The sequence below is a fragment of the Pseudomonas sp. JS425 genome, assembly GCF_018223845.1.
In the GTDB taxonomy this organism is placed as follows: Bacteria; Pseudomonadota; Gammaproteobacteria; order Pseudomonadales; family Pseudomonadaceae; genus Aquipseudomonas; species Aquipseudomonas asiatica.
Genome location: NZ_CP073661.1, coordinates 6,099,469 through 6,115,669, shown reverse-complemented (window position 1 = coordinate 6,115,669; position 16,201 = coordinate 6,099,469). Strand labels below are relative to the sequence as shown.

Sequence of the window (16,201 nt, the reverse complement as noted above, 5' to 3'; positions counted from 1 at the left end):
CGCAGGATGCACGACAAAATACGTCGGGATGCTACACCCGTAAAAACATGTATTAAATTGAAAATCATTTTCATTAATGCAGTAGCATACCTGGCAGTTTCCGTTGCACCGTGAAGCCTAAGGAGCCCGCTTGTCCACGCCTGTCGAACCATTGCGTTTGCTGCTGTTGGCCGATGAGCCGGAATGGGGCGCGCTGCTACGCGAGTGCATGCCTGCCCAGGGTGGCAGCGCCGTGCTGCTGACGGCGCCGAACTGGGACTCGGTCGACAGCCTGTTCAACCAGGACCGCCAGGCTGTCGTGCTGGCAACCCCGGCCCTGCAGCCCGCGCCTGGACGCTGCGAGCTGCCGACCATCCTGCTGCTCGACCACGAGCCTCAGTTAGCGCCCAGCGCCGTCAGTGACTGGCTGGTGCGTGACCAGCTCAATGCCGACACCTTGCGTCGCTCGCTGCGCCATGTGCGCGAGCGCGGCGTGCTGGTGGCCACCTTGCAGCGCCTGGCCGAGCAGGACCCGCTGACCGGCATCGCCAACCGCCAGGGCTTCCAGGCCTTGCTGACCGCGCGCCTGGCCGAGAACGACGGCCGTGGCCTTGCCCTCGGCCACCTGGACCTGGACAACTTCCGCCACGTCAACGACGCCCTTGGCCACCAGAGCGGCGACCGCCTGATCCTGCAGGTGGTGGCGCGGCTGAAACAGCAACTGGAGGCGGGCGACCAACTGGCGCGCCTGGGCAGCGACGAGTTCGCCCTGCTGATCGACACCCGACGCGACCCCAACCGTGCCGAGTGGATTGCCGAGCGGATTGTCGAGGCGTTGGCCGAACCCTACTGGATTGACGGCGAAAGCCTGCTGCTGGGCTGCAGCCTGGGCCTGGCCCATGCCCGCGCCCAGGGTGGTGCCGACCCGCTGATGTGGCATGCGCACATCGCCATGCGCCAGGCCAAGGGCAGCCAGGGTTGCACCTTCCATGTGTTCAACGAGCGTATCAATCGCAACGCCCGTAGCCTTGCCGATCTGGAAAGCGAATTGCGCCGCGCCCTGCGCCGGGACGAGCTGGAGCTGCATTACCAGCCGCGGTTGAACCTGGCCGACGGGCGCATCGTCGGCCTCGAGGCGCTGGTGCGCTGGCGGCATGCCGAGCGCGGCCTGTTGCCGCCCAGCGAGTTCGTGCCGCTGGCCGAGCAGAGCGGCCTGATCGTGCCGCTGGGCTACTGGGTGATTTCCCGAGCCCTGCGCGACATGCAGGCGCTGTGCGAGCGCGGCCTGGAGCCGCTGCACATGGCGGTCAACCTGAGCTTCCGCCAGTTTCAGGACAGCCAGTTGCTGGCGACCTTGAGCCGCCTGATTCTCGAACATGGTGTGGATGCCCGCTGGCTCGAATTCGAGCTCACCGAAACGGCGGTGATGCGCCGCAACGAGCTGGTACGCCAGACCATGGACGCCTTGGGGCGCCTGGGCGTGCGCTTCTCGCTCGATGATTTTGGTACCGGGTTCTCTTCGTTCGTGCACCTAAACAGCCTGCCGATCACCTTGCTCAAGGTGGACCGGAGCTTTGTCGCGGAGATGGAAATGCGCGAGGAGAACCGCAAGCTGGTGCACGCCATGATCAACCTGGCGCACAACCTCAACCTGGAGGTGGTGGCCGAAGGGGTGGAGAGCGAAGAGCAGATGGCGTTGCTGCGCGGGTTTGGCTGTGACCAGGTGCAGGGCTTCCTGGTCAGCAAGCCGCTGCCGGTGGCGGAGTTGATGGAGTTCTTGCTGCAGGCGACCGGCTGCCAGTTGGGCACAGCCCTTTAGGGCCCTTTCGCGGGTGAACCCGCTCCCACAGGCTTTGCACAGGATTCAGACCCTGCGCAGTCCCTGTGGGAGCGGGTTTACCCGCGAAGAGGCCCGCAAGTCAGGCCGAAGCCGTCGCCGCTCCACCAATCCCGGCCTTGCCCAAAAGCCGCTTCATCCGCCACTCAAAGCCAAAGGTCAGTGCCACCGCCGCACACGCCAGCCCCAACGCCAGCCCCCACCACACCCCGACCGCGCCACCGCCCAGGGTAAAGGTGAACAGCCAGGCGCTCGGCGCCCCCACCAGCCAGTAGCACACCAGCCCGATCAGGAAGGTCGTCTTGGCATCCTTCAGCCCACGGATCGAGCCCATCGCGATCGTCTGCATGCCATCGAACAGCTCGAACCACGCAGCCACCATCAGCAACTGCACCGCCAGCTGGAAGATCGCCGCAAATGCCGGGTCGTCACGGTCGATGAACAGCCCCACCAGCGCATCGGGCAGCAGCCAGAACAACGCGGCGAAGGCAAACATGATCATCGCCCCGAAGCCGATGCCCACCCGCCCGGCGCTGCGCGCCGCCAGCAGGTTGCCGGCGCCGTAGTACAGCCCCACGCGCATGGTCACCGCATACGACAACCCGGTCGGCACCATGAACGCCGTGGAGACGATCTGCAGGGCGATCTGGTGCGCCGCCAGCTCGGTACTGCCCAGCACGCCCATGCACAGCGCGGCAAAGGCGAACAGGCCGACTTCCACCATGTAGGTGCCGCCAATCGGCAGGCCCAGCCGCCACAGCTCGCGCAGGGCCGGCAGCGAAGGGCGCGACAGGCCCTTGCGCAATGGGTAGGCGGCATAGGCCGGGTGCCAACGGATATACAGCGCCAAGGCAATGGCCATGCCCATCGACACCACCGCGGTGACCAGGCCGATGCCCATCAGGCCCAGCTTGGGCAGGCCGAACATGCCTTCGATCAGCGCCACGTTGAACAGGTAGTTGAGCACCGTGCCAACCAGGCTGATGACCATCACCGGCGTAGACCGGCCCAGCGCGCTGGTGAAGCCGCGCAACGCCATGAAAGTCAGGTAGCCGGGCAGCGCCAGTGGCAGCAGGGTGAGGAATTCGGCGGCCGAGGCAACGTTCTCGGGCTTTTGCCCGAACAGCAGCAGTACCGGTTCAAGGTTCCACAGCACCAGCGCAGCGAACAGCGCCAGGCCCCAGGCCAGCCACAGGCCACCCTGCGCCAGGCGGGTGGCGCCTTCGATGTCGTTGGCGCCCTTGCGAATGGCCACCAGGGTGCCGACCGCAGCGATCACGCCAAGGCAGAAGATCGACACGAACGAGTAGCTCGCCGCACCCAGGCCGCCACCAGCCAGGGCTTGCGGGCTGATGCGGGCCATCATCAGGGTATCGGTCAGCACCATCAGCATGTGCGCCAACTGCGAGGCGATCAGCGGCCCGGCCAGGCGCAGCAAAGCCTTGAGTTCTGTGGTGGGCGCGACATGCATGGGGGCAGTCCTTTTCCTGGGGTGATTAACGAAGGGCGATTCTGAGGCTTTGGTCAACTTTGCACAAAAGGATAAAAGCGATTATTGGCATGAGTCTGACTCATGTATATATGCTTCCCGGTGATTCATTTCTCAGCCCCGTATGGCAGGTGCCTCATGTCCCGTCAGCTCCCCCCGCTGTATGCCCTGCGCGCATTCGAAGCCGCCGCGCGGCTAAGCTCCTTCACCCGTGCCGGCGAAGAGCTGTCGATTACCCAGAGCGCGGTCAGCCGGCATATCCGCACGCTGGAGGAGCATTTTGCCTGCCGCCTGTTCGTGCGCAGTGGCCGCAGCCTGCAACTGACCGAAGCGGCGCGGGTGCTGCTGCCCGGTGTGCGTGAAGGCTTTGCCGCGCTGGAACGGGCTTGCGATACCTTGCGCGGTGAGGATGACATCCTGCGCATGAAGGCTCCCTCGACCCTGACCATGCGCTGGTTGCTGGCGCGCCTTAGCCGCTTTCGCCACTTGCAGCCTGGCAACGAAGTTCAGCTGACCAGCGCCTGGATGGATGTCGACCATGTGGACTTCAACCAGGAGCCGTTCGATTGCGCGGTGTTGCTCAGCGACGGGGTGTTCCCGCCGGAATGGGAAGTGCGCAGGTTGTTCCCGGAGCTGCTGATCCCCGTGGGTGCGCCAGACCTGCTCGACGAGGAACCCTGGGACGAGCGTCGGCTGGCCTGCATAGAGCTGCTGCACCCCACGGTGGACAAGCGCGACTGGCGGGAATGGTTGGAGCGCATGGGGTTGAGTGACAAGGTTTCGCTCAAGGGCGGGCAGGTGTTCGACACTCTGGAGCTGGGCATGATTGCCGCGGCGCGTGGCTATGGCATTTCCATGGGTGATTTGCTGATGGTGGCCGAGGATGTCGCGCAAGGACGCCTTAGCCTGCCTTGGCCGACGGCGGTGCCCAGCGGGATGGATTATTACCTGGTGTGGCCGCGCACTCGGCCAGGGGGCGAGCGGTTGCGACGTTTGAGCGCGTTTCTGGAAGAGGAGGTGGCGGCGATGGATTTGCCGGATGTGCAGATCCTGCCGGCCCTTTGATCGCCTGTACCGGCCTCTTCGCGGGTAAACCCGCTCCCACAGGCTCGGTGCAGGCCTTGAGGCCAGTACTGTACCGGTGGGAGCGGGTTTACCCGCGAAGAGGCCGCAATGCCTTACATCGAGCCCAGGTTCAACGCCTGTGCACACGCCTGCAGCGACCGACGCTCGCTCTGCGCATACAGCGCCAGCTCATCCTGCACCTGCAGCCCCAGCGCCGCTTCGAACGCATCGCGGTTGGCGTTGCTGCCGTACTCGGCCTGCGCGTCGTCACCCAGGTTGGACTGGAAGATCCCCGCCGCACTCACCGGCAGGAAATCCTCGTACACCAGCGCCTCGAAGTGCACATGGCCAGCCTCGATCAACCCCTCCAGCGTGGTTGGGCGGTCGTCCTGGTCACGCGCAGCCAGGCCTTTCTCGGTGGCGAAGTAGCGGAAGTAGGCCAGCCCTTGTTCACGCATCTGCGCCAGGTCGTCCGGGAACTCGGCAAAGGTGTCCTTCAACAACGCCATGTAGCGTTCGGCATTGGCCTCGGCCGGGGCGCCACCCAGGGCGGCGCGGGTGGCGTCGAGCAGCTTGTCGTACAGCTGGCGGCCTTTCGGCGTCAGCGCCGCGCCGCGTTGCTCGATTTCGCCAAAGCGCGCGGTGTGGCTGCCTTCGCTGCCCTGCTGGTCGCTGAACGCGACCTTTTCCTGCAGGGCTTTGAAGCTGGTCTGGCGCAGCAGGATCGGGTGGCGGCGGGTGGGCGGGCCTTCGACCACGGCCTTTGGCGGGATGCCCTTGGCCGGCATGCCGAGCTGGATTGCATCGATGTCAAGGGTGCGCGGGGTCAGATGGTTGATGTGCGGGCCCTTGAAGGCCACCACATCGGCGATCAGGCGGTGCTGGTCGTGCAACTGCTGGTACTGCTCGGCAGTGACGGTGGCGTCATGGTGCCAGCGGAAGGTGTGCAGCGCTTCTTGCACGAACACCTCGGCATCGGCGGCATTCAGGCCACCATCGCGCTCGCATTGGTCGATCAGCTCTAGGGCGCGGGCGCTGAAGATCTGGCGCTTGGCCAGGATGCTCTCTGCCAGCTCGCGCAGCTGCGGGTTGTCGATCAGTTCCAGGCGCAGCAGCGAGGTGAACACGCGGAACGGGCTGACGTGCAGCGACTGCTCGTGCACCGCGCGGAAGGCGGTGGAATGCACCGGCACACCGGCGGAACTGAGGTCGTAGTAGCCGACTGGCTGCATGCCCATGACCGCGAACAACCGGGCGATGGTGGCCAGCTCTGCGGCGGTGCCGACACGGATGGCACCGTGGCGCTCCTGATCCAGGCGCTCGATTTCGCCGGTCCAGCGCAGGGCCTCGGCAACCTCGGGTTGCTGGACCATGACCTGCTGGTTGATTTCGCTCACCAGCTCCAGCAGCGTGCCGTACAGGGGCACTTCCTGTTTGTACATGAGCGACATGGCGGCAGAGAACTGCGCGCGGATGCTGTCGGGGCTGACGAAATCGTGGGCGGGCATCGCTAGCTTCCTGGTTGGGTTCGGACGCTTACATGAAAGCTGGGAATGCACTTTGCTCACAAGCGAAAAAAAGTGAGTGTGTCATTCCTTTTTTGATCGACCTCAAGGGCCCTTTCGCGGGTAAACCCGCGAAGAGGCCCTCAGGTCGATAGCTGCTCACGAATCCATTCCACCAACGCCCTTACCTTGGGCACCTCCGCCGCATGCTCGGCATACGCCAGGTAATGCGCCCCGGCACTGCGCATCGCATGGTTCCACGGCACCACCAAACTCCCCTCGGCCAGCTCCTTCGCCGCCAGGTAGCGCGGCACCAACGCCACCCCGCACCCGGCCTGCGCCGCGCTCAAGGCCATGTAGAAGGTATCGAAGCGCGGCCCGTGGTAGGCACTGACGCTCTGCAAACCCAACTCCAGGAACCACTCATGCCAGGCCTCTGGCCGCGAGGTGCTCTGCAGCAACACCAGTTCGGCCAGCTCTCCGGCATCGTTCAGTTCACGCCCGGCCAGCAACTCCGGCGCACATACCGGCACCACCTCTTCACCGAACAGCTCCATGCAGGTGGCCCCCGGCCAAGTGCCCTGGCCATAGAAGAACACCACGTCCGCCGAGCCTTGCAGCAGGGCGAAAGGCTCCATCTCGTTGCGGATGTCCAGGTGGATGTTGTTGTGGCGCTTGCCAAAACCCTTGAGGTGCGGGATCAACCAGCGCACGCCAAAACTCGGCTGAGTGGCTACCTTCAATATCTCGGTCTGCTCGCCGTAGGTGAGCACATAGCGGCTGGACATATCCACCTGGGTGAGGATCTTGTTGACCTCGGCCAGGTACAGGCTGCCCGCCGGCGTCAGCTGCAGACGGCGGCGGATACGCAGGAACAGGTGGTGGCGCAGCATGTCTTCAAGCTGCGCCACCTGCTTGCTGACCGCGCTCTGGGTCAGGTGCAGCTCTTCGGCGGCACGGGTAAAGCTCAAATGGCGGGCTGCAGCTTCGAAGCACTGCAGGGCGGTCATGGAGGGCACCAGGCGTTTGGACATAGCGGTCTCTGCGGCTCAAATCATTACCTGACGGAATGATATGCGGAATAAAGGTCGTTTGTTGCACCGGTGTGATCGGATTAATACTGATCCACATCATTTTTCCACCCCATCACCCGATGTAGGAGATGCACAAATGGTTGCTGGACTGCTCGAGCGCCTTGGCGTTGCTGCCGAGGCTTACACCCAGGGCGACTACCCTGTTCACACGCCGATCGACGGCAGCCAGATCGCCTCGGTGAAACTGCTCGGCAAGGCCGAGACCATCGCCCGCATCGATCAGGCCCAGAGCGCCTTCGAAGCCTGGCGCAGCGTGCCGGCCCCGCGCCGTGGCGAGCTGGTGCGCCTGTTCGGCGAGGTGCTGCGTGAGCACAAGGCCGACCTCGGCGAGCTGGTTTCGATCGAAGCCGGCAAGATCACCCAGGAAGGCCTGGGCGAAGTGCAGGAAATGATCGACATCTGCGACTTCGCCGTTGGCCTGTCGCGCCAGCTGTACGGCCTGACCATCGCTTCCGAGCGCCCTGGCCACCACATGCGTGAAACCTGGCACCCGCTGGGCGTGGTCGGCGTGATCAGCGCCTTCAACTTCCCGGTCGCAGTCTGGGCCTGGAACACTGCCCTGGCCCTGGTCGCCGGTAACTCGGTGGTATGGAAACCGTCCGAGAAGACCCCGCTGACCGCCCTGGCCTGCCAGGCGCTGTTCGAAAAAGCCCTGAAAGCCTTTGGTGATGCCCCGGCTGGCCTGGCACAACTGGTGATCGGCGGCCGTGAAGCCGGCGAAGCCATGGTCGACGACCCGCGCGTACCGCTGGTCAGCGCCACCGGCAGCACCCGCATGGGGCGCGAAGTCGGCCCACGTGTGGCTGCCCGCTTCGGCCGCAGCATCCTCGAGCTGGGTGGCAACAACGCCATGATCCTGGCCCCGAGCGCCGACCTCGACCTGGCCGTGCGTGGCATCCTGTTCTCCGCAGTCGGCACCGCCGGCCAGCGTTGCACCACCCTGCGCCGCCTGATCGTGCACCGTTCGATCAAGGACGAAGTGGTTGCCCGCGTCAAAGCTGCCTACGGCAAGGTGCGCATCGGCGACCCACGCAAGGACAACCTGGTGGGCCCGCTGATCGACAAGCAGTCGTTCGACGCCATGCAGGGCGCGCTGGCCAAGGCCCGCGACGAAGGTGGCCAGGTATTTGGTGGCGAGCGTCAGCTGGCCGATCAGTACCCGAACGCCTACTACGTATCGCCTGCCATCGCCGAAATGCCGGCGCAGAGCGACGTGGTGCGCCACGAAACCTTCGCCCCGATCCTGTACGTGCTGGCCTACGACGACTTCGAAGAGGCCCTGCGCTTGAACAACGAAGTGCCACAAGGCCTGTCGTCGTGCATCTTCACCACCGACATCCGTGAGGCCGAACGCTTCCAGAGCGCCTCGGGCAGCGACTGCGGCATCGCCAATGTCAACATCGGTACCAGCGGCGCCGAGATCGGCGGTGCGTTCGGTGGCGAGAAGGAGACTGGTGGTGGCCGTGAGTCCGGTTCGGACGCCTGGAAAGGCTACATGCGTCGCCAGACCAACACCGTGAACTACTCGCGCGAACTGCCGCTGGCGCAGGGTATCGTGTTCGACTGATCGGCTGATGCTGCATGGCCGGGGGCCTGGCCCCCGGTTCGCGGGTAAACCCGCTCCCACAGGTACAACACAGTTCTTGAAACCTGTGATGCACCTGTGGGAGCGGGTTTACCCGCGAATGGGCCGCACAACGGCCCCAAACAAGAACAAATTGCTGGAGCCGGGCCATGTCCGAACTGCGTCAAGAATGCTTGTGGGAATTCGTCAGCAAACCGACCGTCGCCGCCCAGGCCCTGGCCGGTGAGCACAAGGCCGATGTCTGTGTGATCGGTGGCGGCATTACCGGCCTGTCGGCGGCCATTCACCTGCTCGAACAGGGCAAGTCGGTGATCCTGCTGGAGGCCTGGAAGATCGGTCACGGTGGCTCCGGGCGCAACGTCGGCCTGGTCAACGCCGGCACCTGGATCCGCCCCGACGATGTCGAGGCCACCCTCGGCCTGCAGCAGGGCAGCCGCCTGAACAAGGTGCTCGGCGAAGCCCCGGCCGAAGTGTTCGCCATGATCGAACGCCTTGGCATCGACTGCCAGGCCCAGCACAAAGGCACGCTGCACATGGCGCACAACGCCACCGGTATCGCCGACCTGGAGGCCCGCCACGAGCAATGGCGCCGCCGTGGTGCCGATGTGGAGCTGCTGACCGGCGCCCAATGCCAGGAATACTGCGGCACCGACAAGATTTCCGCCGCGCTGCTCGACCGCCGCGCCGGCACCATCAACCCCATGGGCTACACCCAGGGCCTGGCCGCAGCGGTGGCACGCCTGGGTGGCAAGCTGTTCCAGCAGTCTTCGGTCGAAGGCCTGGAGCGTGACGGCGATGCCTGGCGGGTAAAGACCGCACGTGGTTCGGTGCGCGCCGACAAGGTGGTGGTTTCCACCGGCGCCTACACCGAAGGCGACTGGAGCAACCTGCAGAAGCAGTTCTTCCGTGGCTACTACTACCAGGTGGCATCCAAGCCGTTGCAGGGTGCTGCAGCCGACAAGGTGTTGCCACATGGCCAAGGCTCATGGGACACCCGCACCGTGCTCAGCAGCATCCGTCGCGACGACCAGGGCCGCCTGCTGCTCGGCAGCCTGGGCCGGGTCGACAACAAGCCGGCGTGGTTCGTGCGCAGCTGGGCTGACCGCATCCAGAGCCACTATTACCCGGAGCTGGGCAAGGTCGAGTGGGAAATGCACTGGACCGGTTGCATCGACTTCACCCCAGACCACCTGATGCGCCTGTTCGAACCGGCGCCGGGGCTGGTGGCGGTGACCGGGTACAACGGGCGCGGCAATACCACCGGGACCGTGATCGGCCGGGCGTTCGCCGAGTTCCTGCTGAAGGGGGAGGCGGGCAGCCTGCCGATTCCGTTCTCGCCGATGAAGGGCGTGAGTGCGCCCTCGTTGCGGACTGCGTTCTACGAGTCCGGGTTCTCGCTGTACCACGCGGGGCAATGCCTAAGGGTTGTGTTGTAAATACTGGCCTCTTCGCGGGTAAACCCGCTCCCACAGGTACTGCGCAGCGTTCAGATTTTGCGCGGTCTCTGTGGGAGCGGGTTGACCCGCGAAGAGGCCGGCACAGGCTTACTTGTGCAACCAGCTGAGAAAACCGCCCTTCTTGATCGAAACCGGCTTCTGCAGCAACAACGACTCCCGGCTCTGCCGCCGAAACCGCTGCAACTTGCTCAACGCCGTTTGCACATCGCCGCGTTGCACCAGGCAGCTCTTCACCTGTTCCTTGTCGATCCGATACAGCACGCAACCGGTCAGCGTGCGGAACTCGGCCAGCGAGTCCTCTTCGTCGATGATTCCTTCGATCCCCAGCACCTCGCCCGGCCCCATGCGCCCGGCCTCGACCAGCTTGTCGCCATCGCGGATCGACGCCGAAACCACCCCGCTGCCAATCACCAGCAAATGATCGGAATGCTCGCCCACGCCCAGGATTACCTGGTCGGCCAGGTATTCCACCGCCGTCATGCGCTGGCTAAGCGCATCGCGCTCTTCCGCACTCAGCGAGCGGAACACCCGCACCTCGTCCAGCACCTCGCGCTGGCGGCTGCGTGGTGGCATGGCCAGGTCGGTGTTCCACATTACCCCGCTGGCCTCCAGGTGCCGGTGGGCCAGGTCGAACAGCTGATTGCGCGCGTCGCCCTTGGCGCCCGCGTCGGCCACGAAGCCGCTGGCTTCGTACTCCACTGATTCCAGCGTCGAGGCTTTCACCGTCACCTTTGGTCTTGGTGTAGCCAGGATGGCACTGACGCCTTGCAAGGCTTTTTCCAGAGCATCGAACACCCGTTTGGGCCGCACCTTGGCCGGTACCACCACGCTGACCGACACCCCGTGCACATCGGCCGGGCGGCTGTGGTTGAGCAGCCGGGCCTTGGCCGCCACCGAGTTGGGGATCACCGCCAGGCTGCCGGTGCTGGTGAGCAGGCGGGTGGCACGCCAGTCGATTTCCAGCACCTTGCCTTCGGTGTTATCGATGGAGATCGAGTCGCCAATCTGATACGGCCGCGTGGTGTTCAGGATGATGCCACTGAACACGTCGGCCAATGTGCTCTGCAGCGCCAGGCCGATGACGATGGCCATTACCCCCGATGTAGCCAGCAGGCCCTTCACCGGCAACTGCAACACATAACCTGCGGCGGCGACCACCGCAGCCAGGAAGATCAGCGCCCCCAGCACATCCTGCAGCAAACGCCCGCCATGGCTGCCACGGGCACCCAGCAACAGGCCGAACACCACCGTCACCGTGCGTGCGCCGAACAGCCACCAGCCGATCGCCAGTACCGTGGCGATCAGGTTGCGCGAGACATCATCGGGCCAGGGGGGTGGTTGCATCGGGCTCATGCCGGCAGCCACCAGTACCGAGCTGAACAGCAGGAACAGCACCAACCGCGTGCCGATACGCCAGGCGCGTTGCTGGAGAGGAATCAGTTGCCAGAGCACGAGGTCGAGCAGGACCAGGGCGGTGCCGAGCAACAACGGGTATGACTGGATGAACGCCAGCATGGTGGTCTCGGGTGAGGGGAGGGTTGTGGGTAGTAATAGAGCAGGTTGGACGGGCAGGCAATGGGGCCTGTGCCGGCCTCTTCGCGGCTAAAGCCGCTCCCACAGGGATTGCGCTGGATCTGAATCGTGCGCAGTACCTGTAGGAGCGGCTTTAGCCGCGAAAGGGCCGGTCGAGCCCATACAAAACCATCGTTCATAAAACAGAACGCTAGAGCCAAAAATCGCTATCTACCGCCCAAAAGGTCATGGTTTTAATCTTCCCCCATCAACGCGAAACACCCAACTTACTGAAAAGATCAAAACCCTTAGGAGCAACGACCATGACCAACTTCAAATACAACCGCCTGAACAAAGACGACGCTGCTGTCCTGCTGGTCGACCACCAGGCTGGCCTGCTGTCCCTGGTCCGCGACATCGAGCCGGACGCGTTCAAGAACAACGTATTGGCCCTGGCCGACCTGGCCAAGTTCTTCAACCTGCCGACCATCCTCACCACCAGCTTCGAACAAGGCCCCAACGGCCCGCTGGTACCAGAGCTGAAAGCCCTGTTCCCGGACGCCCCCTACATCGCCCGCCCAGGCCAGATCAACGCCTGGGACAACGAGGACTTCGTCAAGGCGGTGAAGGCCACCGGCAAGAAGCAACTGATCATCGCCGGCGTGGTGACTGAAGTGTGCGTAGCCTTCCCGGCGCTGTCGGCCCTGGAGGAAGAGTTCGAAGTGTTCGTGGTCACTGATGCCTCCGGCACCTTCAACGCGATGACCCGCGACGCCGCCCACGACCGTATGAGCCAGGCCGGTGCACAACTGATGACCTGGTTCGGCGTGGCCTGTGAGCTGCACCGCGACTGGCGCAACGACATCGAAGGGCTGGCCGCGCTGTGCTCCAACCACATCCCGGACTACCGCAACCTGATCACCAGCTACAACGCTTTCAACGCCAGCAAGTAAGCCAGATGTGCGGGCACCGCCAGCCGGTGCCCGCCAAGGCAGCACACCTGTCCAATCCAGCGCCCGTCCGCCGTTGCACAGTGGATGCGGGCAAGCTCATCCCAAGGAACGCCGATGAACACCGCACCCCAAGACAACCACGACGTAGTGACCGTATGCCTGCAACACAAGGTAATCGCCAGTTCGAAGGGCGCTACGCCGGCACAACCGCCGCGCTGGAAGCAGGCCCTGCTGACCTACCTGGTGATCTGCCCGATGACCATGATCATTCCACAACTGCTGGCGCCGCTGTTCGCACGCTTCCCGCAGCTGGGGGGCGCGATCATCGGCAACCTGATCGTCAACCTGTTCGTCATCCTGCCCGTGGTGTTCTACATCATGCCTTGGGTAACCCGCCGCTGCGCCAACTGGCTGCGTGGCTGAGCCAGGCCTTTACCTCGACATTTTCAAGGAGATACCGACATGAGCACGTTCGTTACCCGCGATGGTACTTCGATCTACTTCAAGGACTGGGGCAGCGGCAAGCCTGTGCTGTTCAGCCACGGCTGGCCACTGGATGCCGACATGTGGGATTCGCAGATGGAATACCTGGCCAGCCGCGGCTACCGCGCCATCGCTTTCGACCGCCGTGGTTTCGGCCGTTCGAGCCAGCCGTGGAGCGGCTACGACTACGACACCTTCGCCGATGACATCGCCCAGCTGATCGAACACCTCGACCTGCGCGATGTGACCTTGGTGGGCTTCTCGATGGGTGGCGGTGACGTCAGCCGCTACATCGCCCGCCACGGCAGCGAGCGTGTGGCCGGGCTGGTGCTGCTTGGCGCGGTGACGCCGGTGTTCGGCAAGCGTGACGACAACCCTGAAGGGGTCGACCTATCGGTGTTCGAGGGTATCTGCACCGGCCTGCGTGCCGACCGGGCGCAGTTCATCGCCGATTTCGCCACGCCGTTCTATGGCATCAACCATGGGCAGCAGGTGTCCCAGGGTGTGCAGACCCAGACCTTGAACATTGCGCTGATGGCATCGATCAAGGGCACCTTGGATTGCGTGACCGCGTTCTCCGAAACCGACTTCCGCCCGGATATGGCCAAGATCGATGTGCCAACCCTGGTGATCCACGGTGACGACGACCAGATCGTGCCGTTCGAGAGCACCGGCAAGCGGGCGGCGGAGCTGATTCGTGGGGCTGAGCTGAAGGTGTACGCGGGGGCGCCGCACGGGTTTGCGGTGACTCATGCACAGCAACTCAATCAAGACTTGCTGGCGTTCCTTCAGAAGTAACTGTGCTGGGGCATTCGCGGGTAAACCCGCTGCCACAAGGGACACCACAGTCTTCAAGGCCGGTGATGTCCCTGTGGGAGCGGGTTCACCCGCGAAGAGGCCAGCCCAGGCAGCGCAAATGCTGAACAAGGCTAACCTTCAACAACCCACCGCACATCCATCCAAGCCTTGTCCCTACACCAACCGGCATGCTCCGCAGTTGCGCCTGCCCGCTGCCGCACCAGACGGAGAACCCCATGTCCCAGGACCGCAACGACAAGACCCGTCGCCAGTTCCTCGCCACCAGTACCGTGCTCGGTGCCGCTGGCGCGCTCTGGTCCGCATTGCCTTTTACCGGTTCCGCCGGTTCCGCTCACGCATCCACCCAAGGAGGTTCCATGACCGCCGATCTGATTCTGTTCAACGGCAAACTGCACACCGTTGATCGTGAAAAGCCCACCGCGACCGCCGTCGCCATCAAGGATGGCCGTTTCATCGCCGTGGGCAACGACGCCGAAGCCATGGCCCACAAGGGCGCCACCACGCAGATCATCGACCTCAAGCAGCGCACGGTCATCCCTGGCCTGAACGACTCGCACCTGCACCTGATCCGTGGTGGCCTGAACTACAACCTGGAGCTGCGCTGGGAAGGCGTGCCTTCGGTGGCCGATGCCCTGCGCATGCTCAAGGACCAGGCCGCGCGCACGCCCACCCCGCAGTGGGTGCGCGTGGTCGGTGGCTGGAACGAGTTCCAGTTCGCCGAAAAACGCATGCCCACCCTGGAGGAAATCAACCAGGCCGCACCTGACACCCCGGTATTCCTGCTGCACCTGTATGACCGCGCACTGCTCAACCGCGCCGCGCTCAAGGCAGTCGGCTACACCAAGGACACGCCCAACCCGCCGGGCGGCGAGATCCAGCGTGACAAGTTCGGCAACCCGACCGGCATGCTCATCGCCCGCCCCAACGCGATGATCCTCTACGCCACCTTGGCCAAGGGGCCGAAGCTGCCGCTGGAATACCAGGTCAACTCCACCCGCCAGTTCATGCGCGAGCTCAACCGCCTGGGCCTGACCAGTGCCATCGATGCCGGTGGTGGCTACCAGAACTACCCGGACGACTATCAGGTGATCCAGGAGCTGGCCGACAACAACCAGCTGACCGTGCGCATTGCCTACAACCTGTTCACCCAGAAGCCCAAGGAAGAGCTGGACGACTTCCGCAAGTGGACCTCCAGCGTGAAGCTGCACAGCGGTACCGACTTCCTGCGCCACAATGGCGCCGGCGAAATGCTGGTGTTCTCCGCCGCCGACTTCGAGGACTTCCTCGAACCGCGCCCGGACCTGCCGCAAACCATGGAACAAGAGCTGGAGCCGGTGGTGCGCCACCTGGTCGAGCAGCGCTGGCCGTTCCGCCTGCATGCCACCTACAACGAATCGATCACGCGCATGCTCGACGTGTTCGAGAAGGTCAACCGCGACATCCCGTTCAATGGCCTGCCATGGTTCTTCGACCACGCCGAAACCATCACCCCGCAGAACATCGAGCGTGTGCGTGCGCTGGGCGGCGGTATCGCGATCCAGGACCGCATGGCCTTCCAGGGTGAGTATTTCGTTGACCGCTACGGCGCCAAGGCTGCCGAGCAGACCCCGCCGATCAAGCGCATGCTCGACATGGGCGTGCCGGTGGGCGCCGGTACCGACGCCACCCGCGTGTCCAGCTACAACCCGTGGACCTCGCTGTACTGGCTGGTCAGCGGCAAGACCGTCGGTGGCATGGAGCTGTACCCGGAAGGCCTCAGCCGTGACACCGCGCTGCAGCTGTTCACCCAGGGCAGCGCCTGGTTCTCCAGCGAGCAGGGCAAGAAAGGCCAGATCAAGGTGGGCCAGCTGGCTGACCTGGCGGCGCTGTCGCTGGACTTCTTCAGTGTCGATGAAGAGGCGATCAAAGGCATCGAGTCGGTGCTGACCGTGGTCGATGGCAAGGTGGTGTATGGCGCGGCGGAATTCGACAAGCTCGGCCCGCCCCAGGTGCCGGTGCTGCCGGAGTGGTCGCCGGTGACCAAGGTGCCGGGCCACTGGCGCGTGGGCACGCCGTCGCTGGCAGCGGTGGCGCACCAGTGTGTCGGGCCTTGCGGGGTGCATGCGCACAGCCATGAGAAGGCACGGCATTCGAATGTGCCGGTGAATGACTTCCAGGGCTTCTGGGGGGCGCTGGGTTGTTCGTGCTTTGCTTTCTAAGCTGAGCTGATGTGAAAAAGGGGGCCAGTTATTGGCCCCCTTTTTTGTTCCTTCAGTGCTGGCCTCTTCGCGGGTAAACCCGCTTGTATGGTTAGACTTGAAGGGGTGGTGGGACTAAATGCCCGATTCTGACTGTTCACAGCAGTACAGACCGTGGGAGACATCGCCCCACCCCTTCCACCAAAGCGCCGATAAAGAATGCATCGTTTGCAAGCGACGATAGAA

Annotated in this window: 12 protein-coding genes; 8 read left to right on the top strand and 4 right to left on the bottom strand. The window is 64.1% G+C overall.

Going from position 1 to position 16,201, the window contains the following annotated elements; genetic code table 11:
* Window positions 1-130 precede the first annotated feature (130 nt).
* The gene (locus KDB76_RS28140; RefSeq protein WP_024087907.1) at window positions 131-1,798 is read left to right on the top strand and encodes a bifunctional diguanylate cyclase/phosphodiesterase; all 1,668 of its coding nucleotides are present in this window, start codon (window positions 131-133) and stop codon (window positions 1,796-1,798) included.
* Between the two features lie 100 nt (window positions 1,799-1,898).
* Here the strand turns inward: KDB76_RS28140 and KDB76_RS28135 are convergent, their stop codons facing one another.
* On the bottom strand, window positions 1,899-3,287 hold the full coding sequence (locus KDB76_RS28135) for a NorM family multidrug efflux MATE transporter (protein WP_024087906.1): 1,389 nt from the start codon (window positions 3,285-3,287) through the stop codon (window positions 1,899-1,901).
* A 156-nt stretch (window positions 3,288-3,443) separates the two neighbouring features.
* Between KDB76_RS28135 and KDB76_RS28130 the strand changes: the two genes are divergently transcribed.
* Entirely contained in the window at window positions 3,444-4,370 is a 927-nt protein-coding gene (locus KDB76_RS28130; protein ID WP_013974772.1) for a LysR substrate-binding domain-containing protein, read from the top strand.
* A gap of 113 nt (window positions 4,371-4,483) precedes the next feature.
* Here the strand turns inward: KDB76_RS28130 and KDB76_RS28125 are convergent, their stop codons facing one another.
* Together KDB76_RS28125 and KDB76_RS28120 are read right to left on the bottom strand one after the other, a co-directional pair.
* A complete protein-coding gene (locus KDB76_RS28125; RefSeq protein WP_024087905.1) occupies window positions 4,484-5,878 on the bottom strand; it encodes a VOC family protein in 1,395 nt (464 codons plus the stop codon).
* Between the two features lie 140 nt (window positions 5,879-6,018).
* On the bottom strand, window positions 6,019-6,909 hold the full coding sequence (locus tag KDB76_RS28120; protein WP_013974770.1) for a LysR family transcriptional regulator: 891 nt from the start codon (window positions 6,907-6,909) through the stop codon (window positions 6,019-6,021).
* Window positions 6,910-7,045: 136 nt separating this feature from the next.
* Here KDB76_RS28120 and KDB76_RS28115 point away from each other — a divergent pair, with 136 nt between their 5' ends.
* The gene (locus KDB76_RS28115; RefSeq protein ID WP_003253547.1) at window positions 7,046-8,536 is read left to right on the top strand and encodes an aldehyde dehydrogenase family protein; all 1,491 of its coding nucleotides are present in this window, start codon (window positions 7,046-7,048) and stop codon (window positions 8,534-8,536) included.
* A gap of 167 nt (window positions 8,537-8,703) precedes the next feature.
* A complete protein-coding gene (locus KDB76_RS28110; RefSeq protein ID WP_024087904.1) occupies window positions 8,704-9,990 on the top strand; it encodes an FAD-binding oxidoreductase in 1,287 nt (428 codons plus the stop codon).
* A gap of 108 nt (window positions 9,991-10,098) precedes the next feature.
* Here KDB76_RS28110 and KDB76_RS28105 read toward each other — a convergent pair whose 3' ends face one another.
* Window positions 10,099-11,526, bottom strand: a complete 1,428-nt coding sequence (locus KDB76_RS28105; protein ID WP_024087903.1) for a mechanosensitive ion channel family protein — start codon at window positions 11,524-11,526, stop codon at window positions 10,099-10,101.
* 320 nt (window positions 11,527-11,846) lie between these two features.
* Here KDB76_RS28105 and ycaC point away from each other — a divergent pair, with 320 nt between their 5' ends.
* From ycaC to KDB76_RS28085, 4 genes are all read left to right on the top strand, one after another.
* Window positions 11,847-12,476: an isochorismate family cysteine hydrolase YcaC gene (gene ycaC / locus KDB76_RS28100; protein ID WP_015272313.1), complete on the top strand. Its 630-nt coding sequence runs from the start codon at window positions 11,847-11,849 to the stop codon at window positions 12,474-12,476.
* A gap of 114 nt (window positions 12,477-12,590) precedes the next feature.
* Window positions 12,591-12,899, top strand: a complete 309-nt coding sequence (locus KDB76_RS28095) for a hypothetical protein (RefSeq protein WP_023661330.1) — start codon at window positions 12,591-12,593, stop codon at window positions 12,897-12,899.
* Between the two features lie 39 nt (window positions 12,900-12,938).
* A complete protein-coding gene (locus tag KDB76_RS28090; protein WP_023661331.1) occupies window positions 12,939-13,757 on the top strand; it encodes an alpha/beta hydrolase in 819 nt (272 codons plus the stop codon).
* A 377-nt stretch (window positions 13,758-14,134) separates the two neighbouring features.
* Window positions 14,135-15,976: an amidohydrolase gene (locus KDB76_RS28085; RefSeq protein ID WP_038410295.1), complete on the top strand. Its 1,842-nt coding sequence runs from the start codon at window positions 14,135-14,137 to the stop codon at window positions 15,974-15,976.
* Window positions 15,977-16,201: the final 225 nt, after the last annotated feature.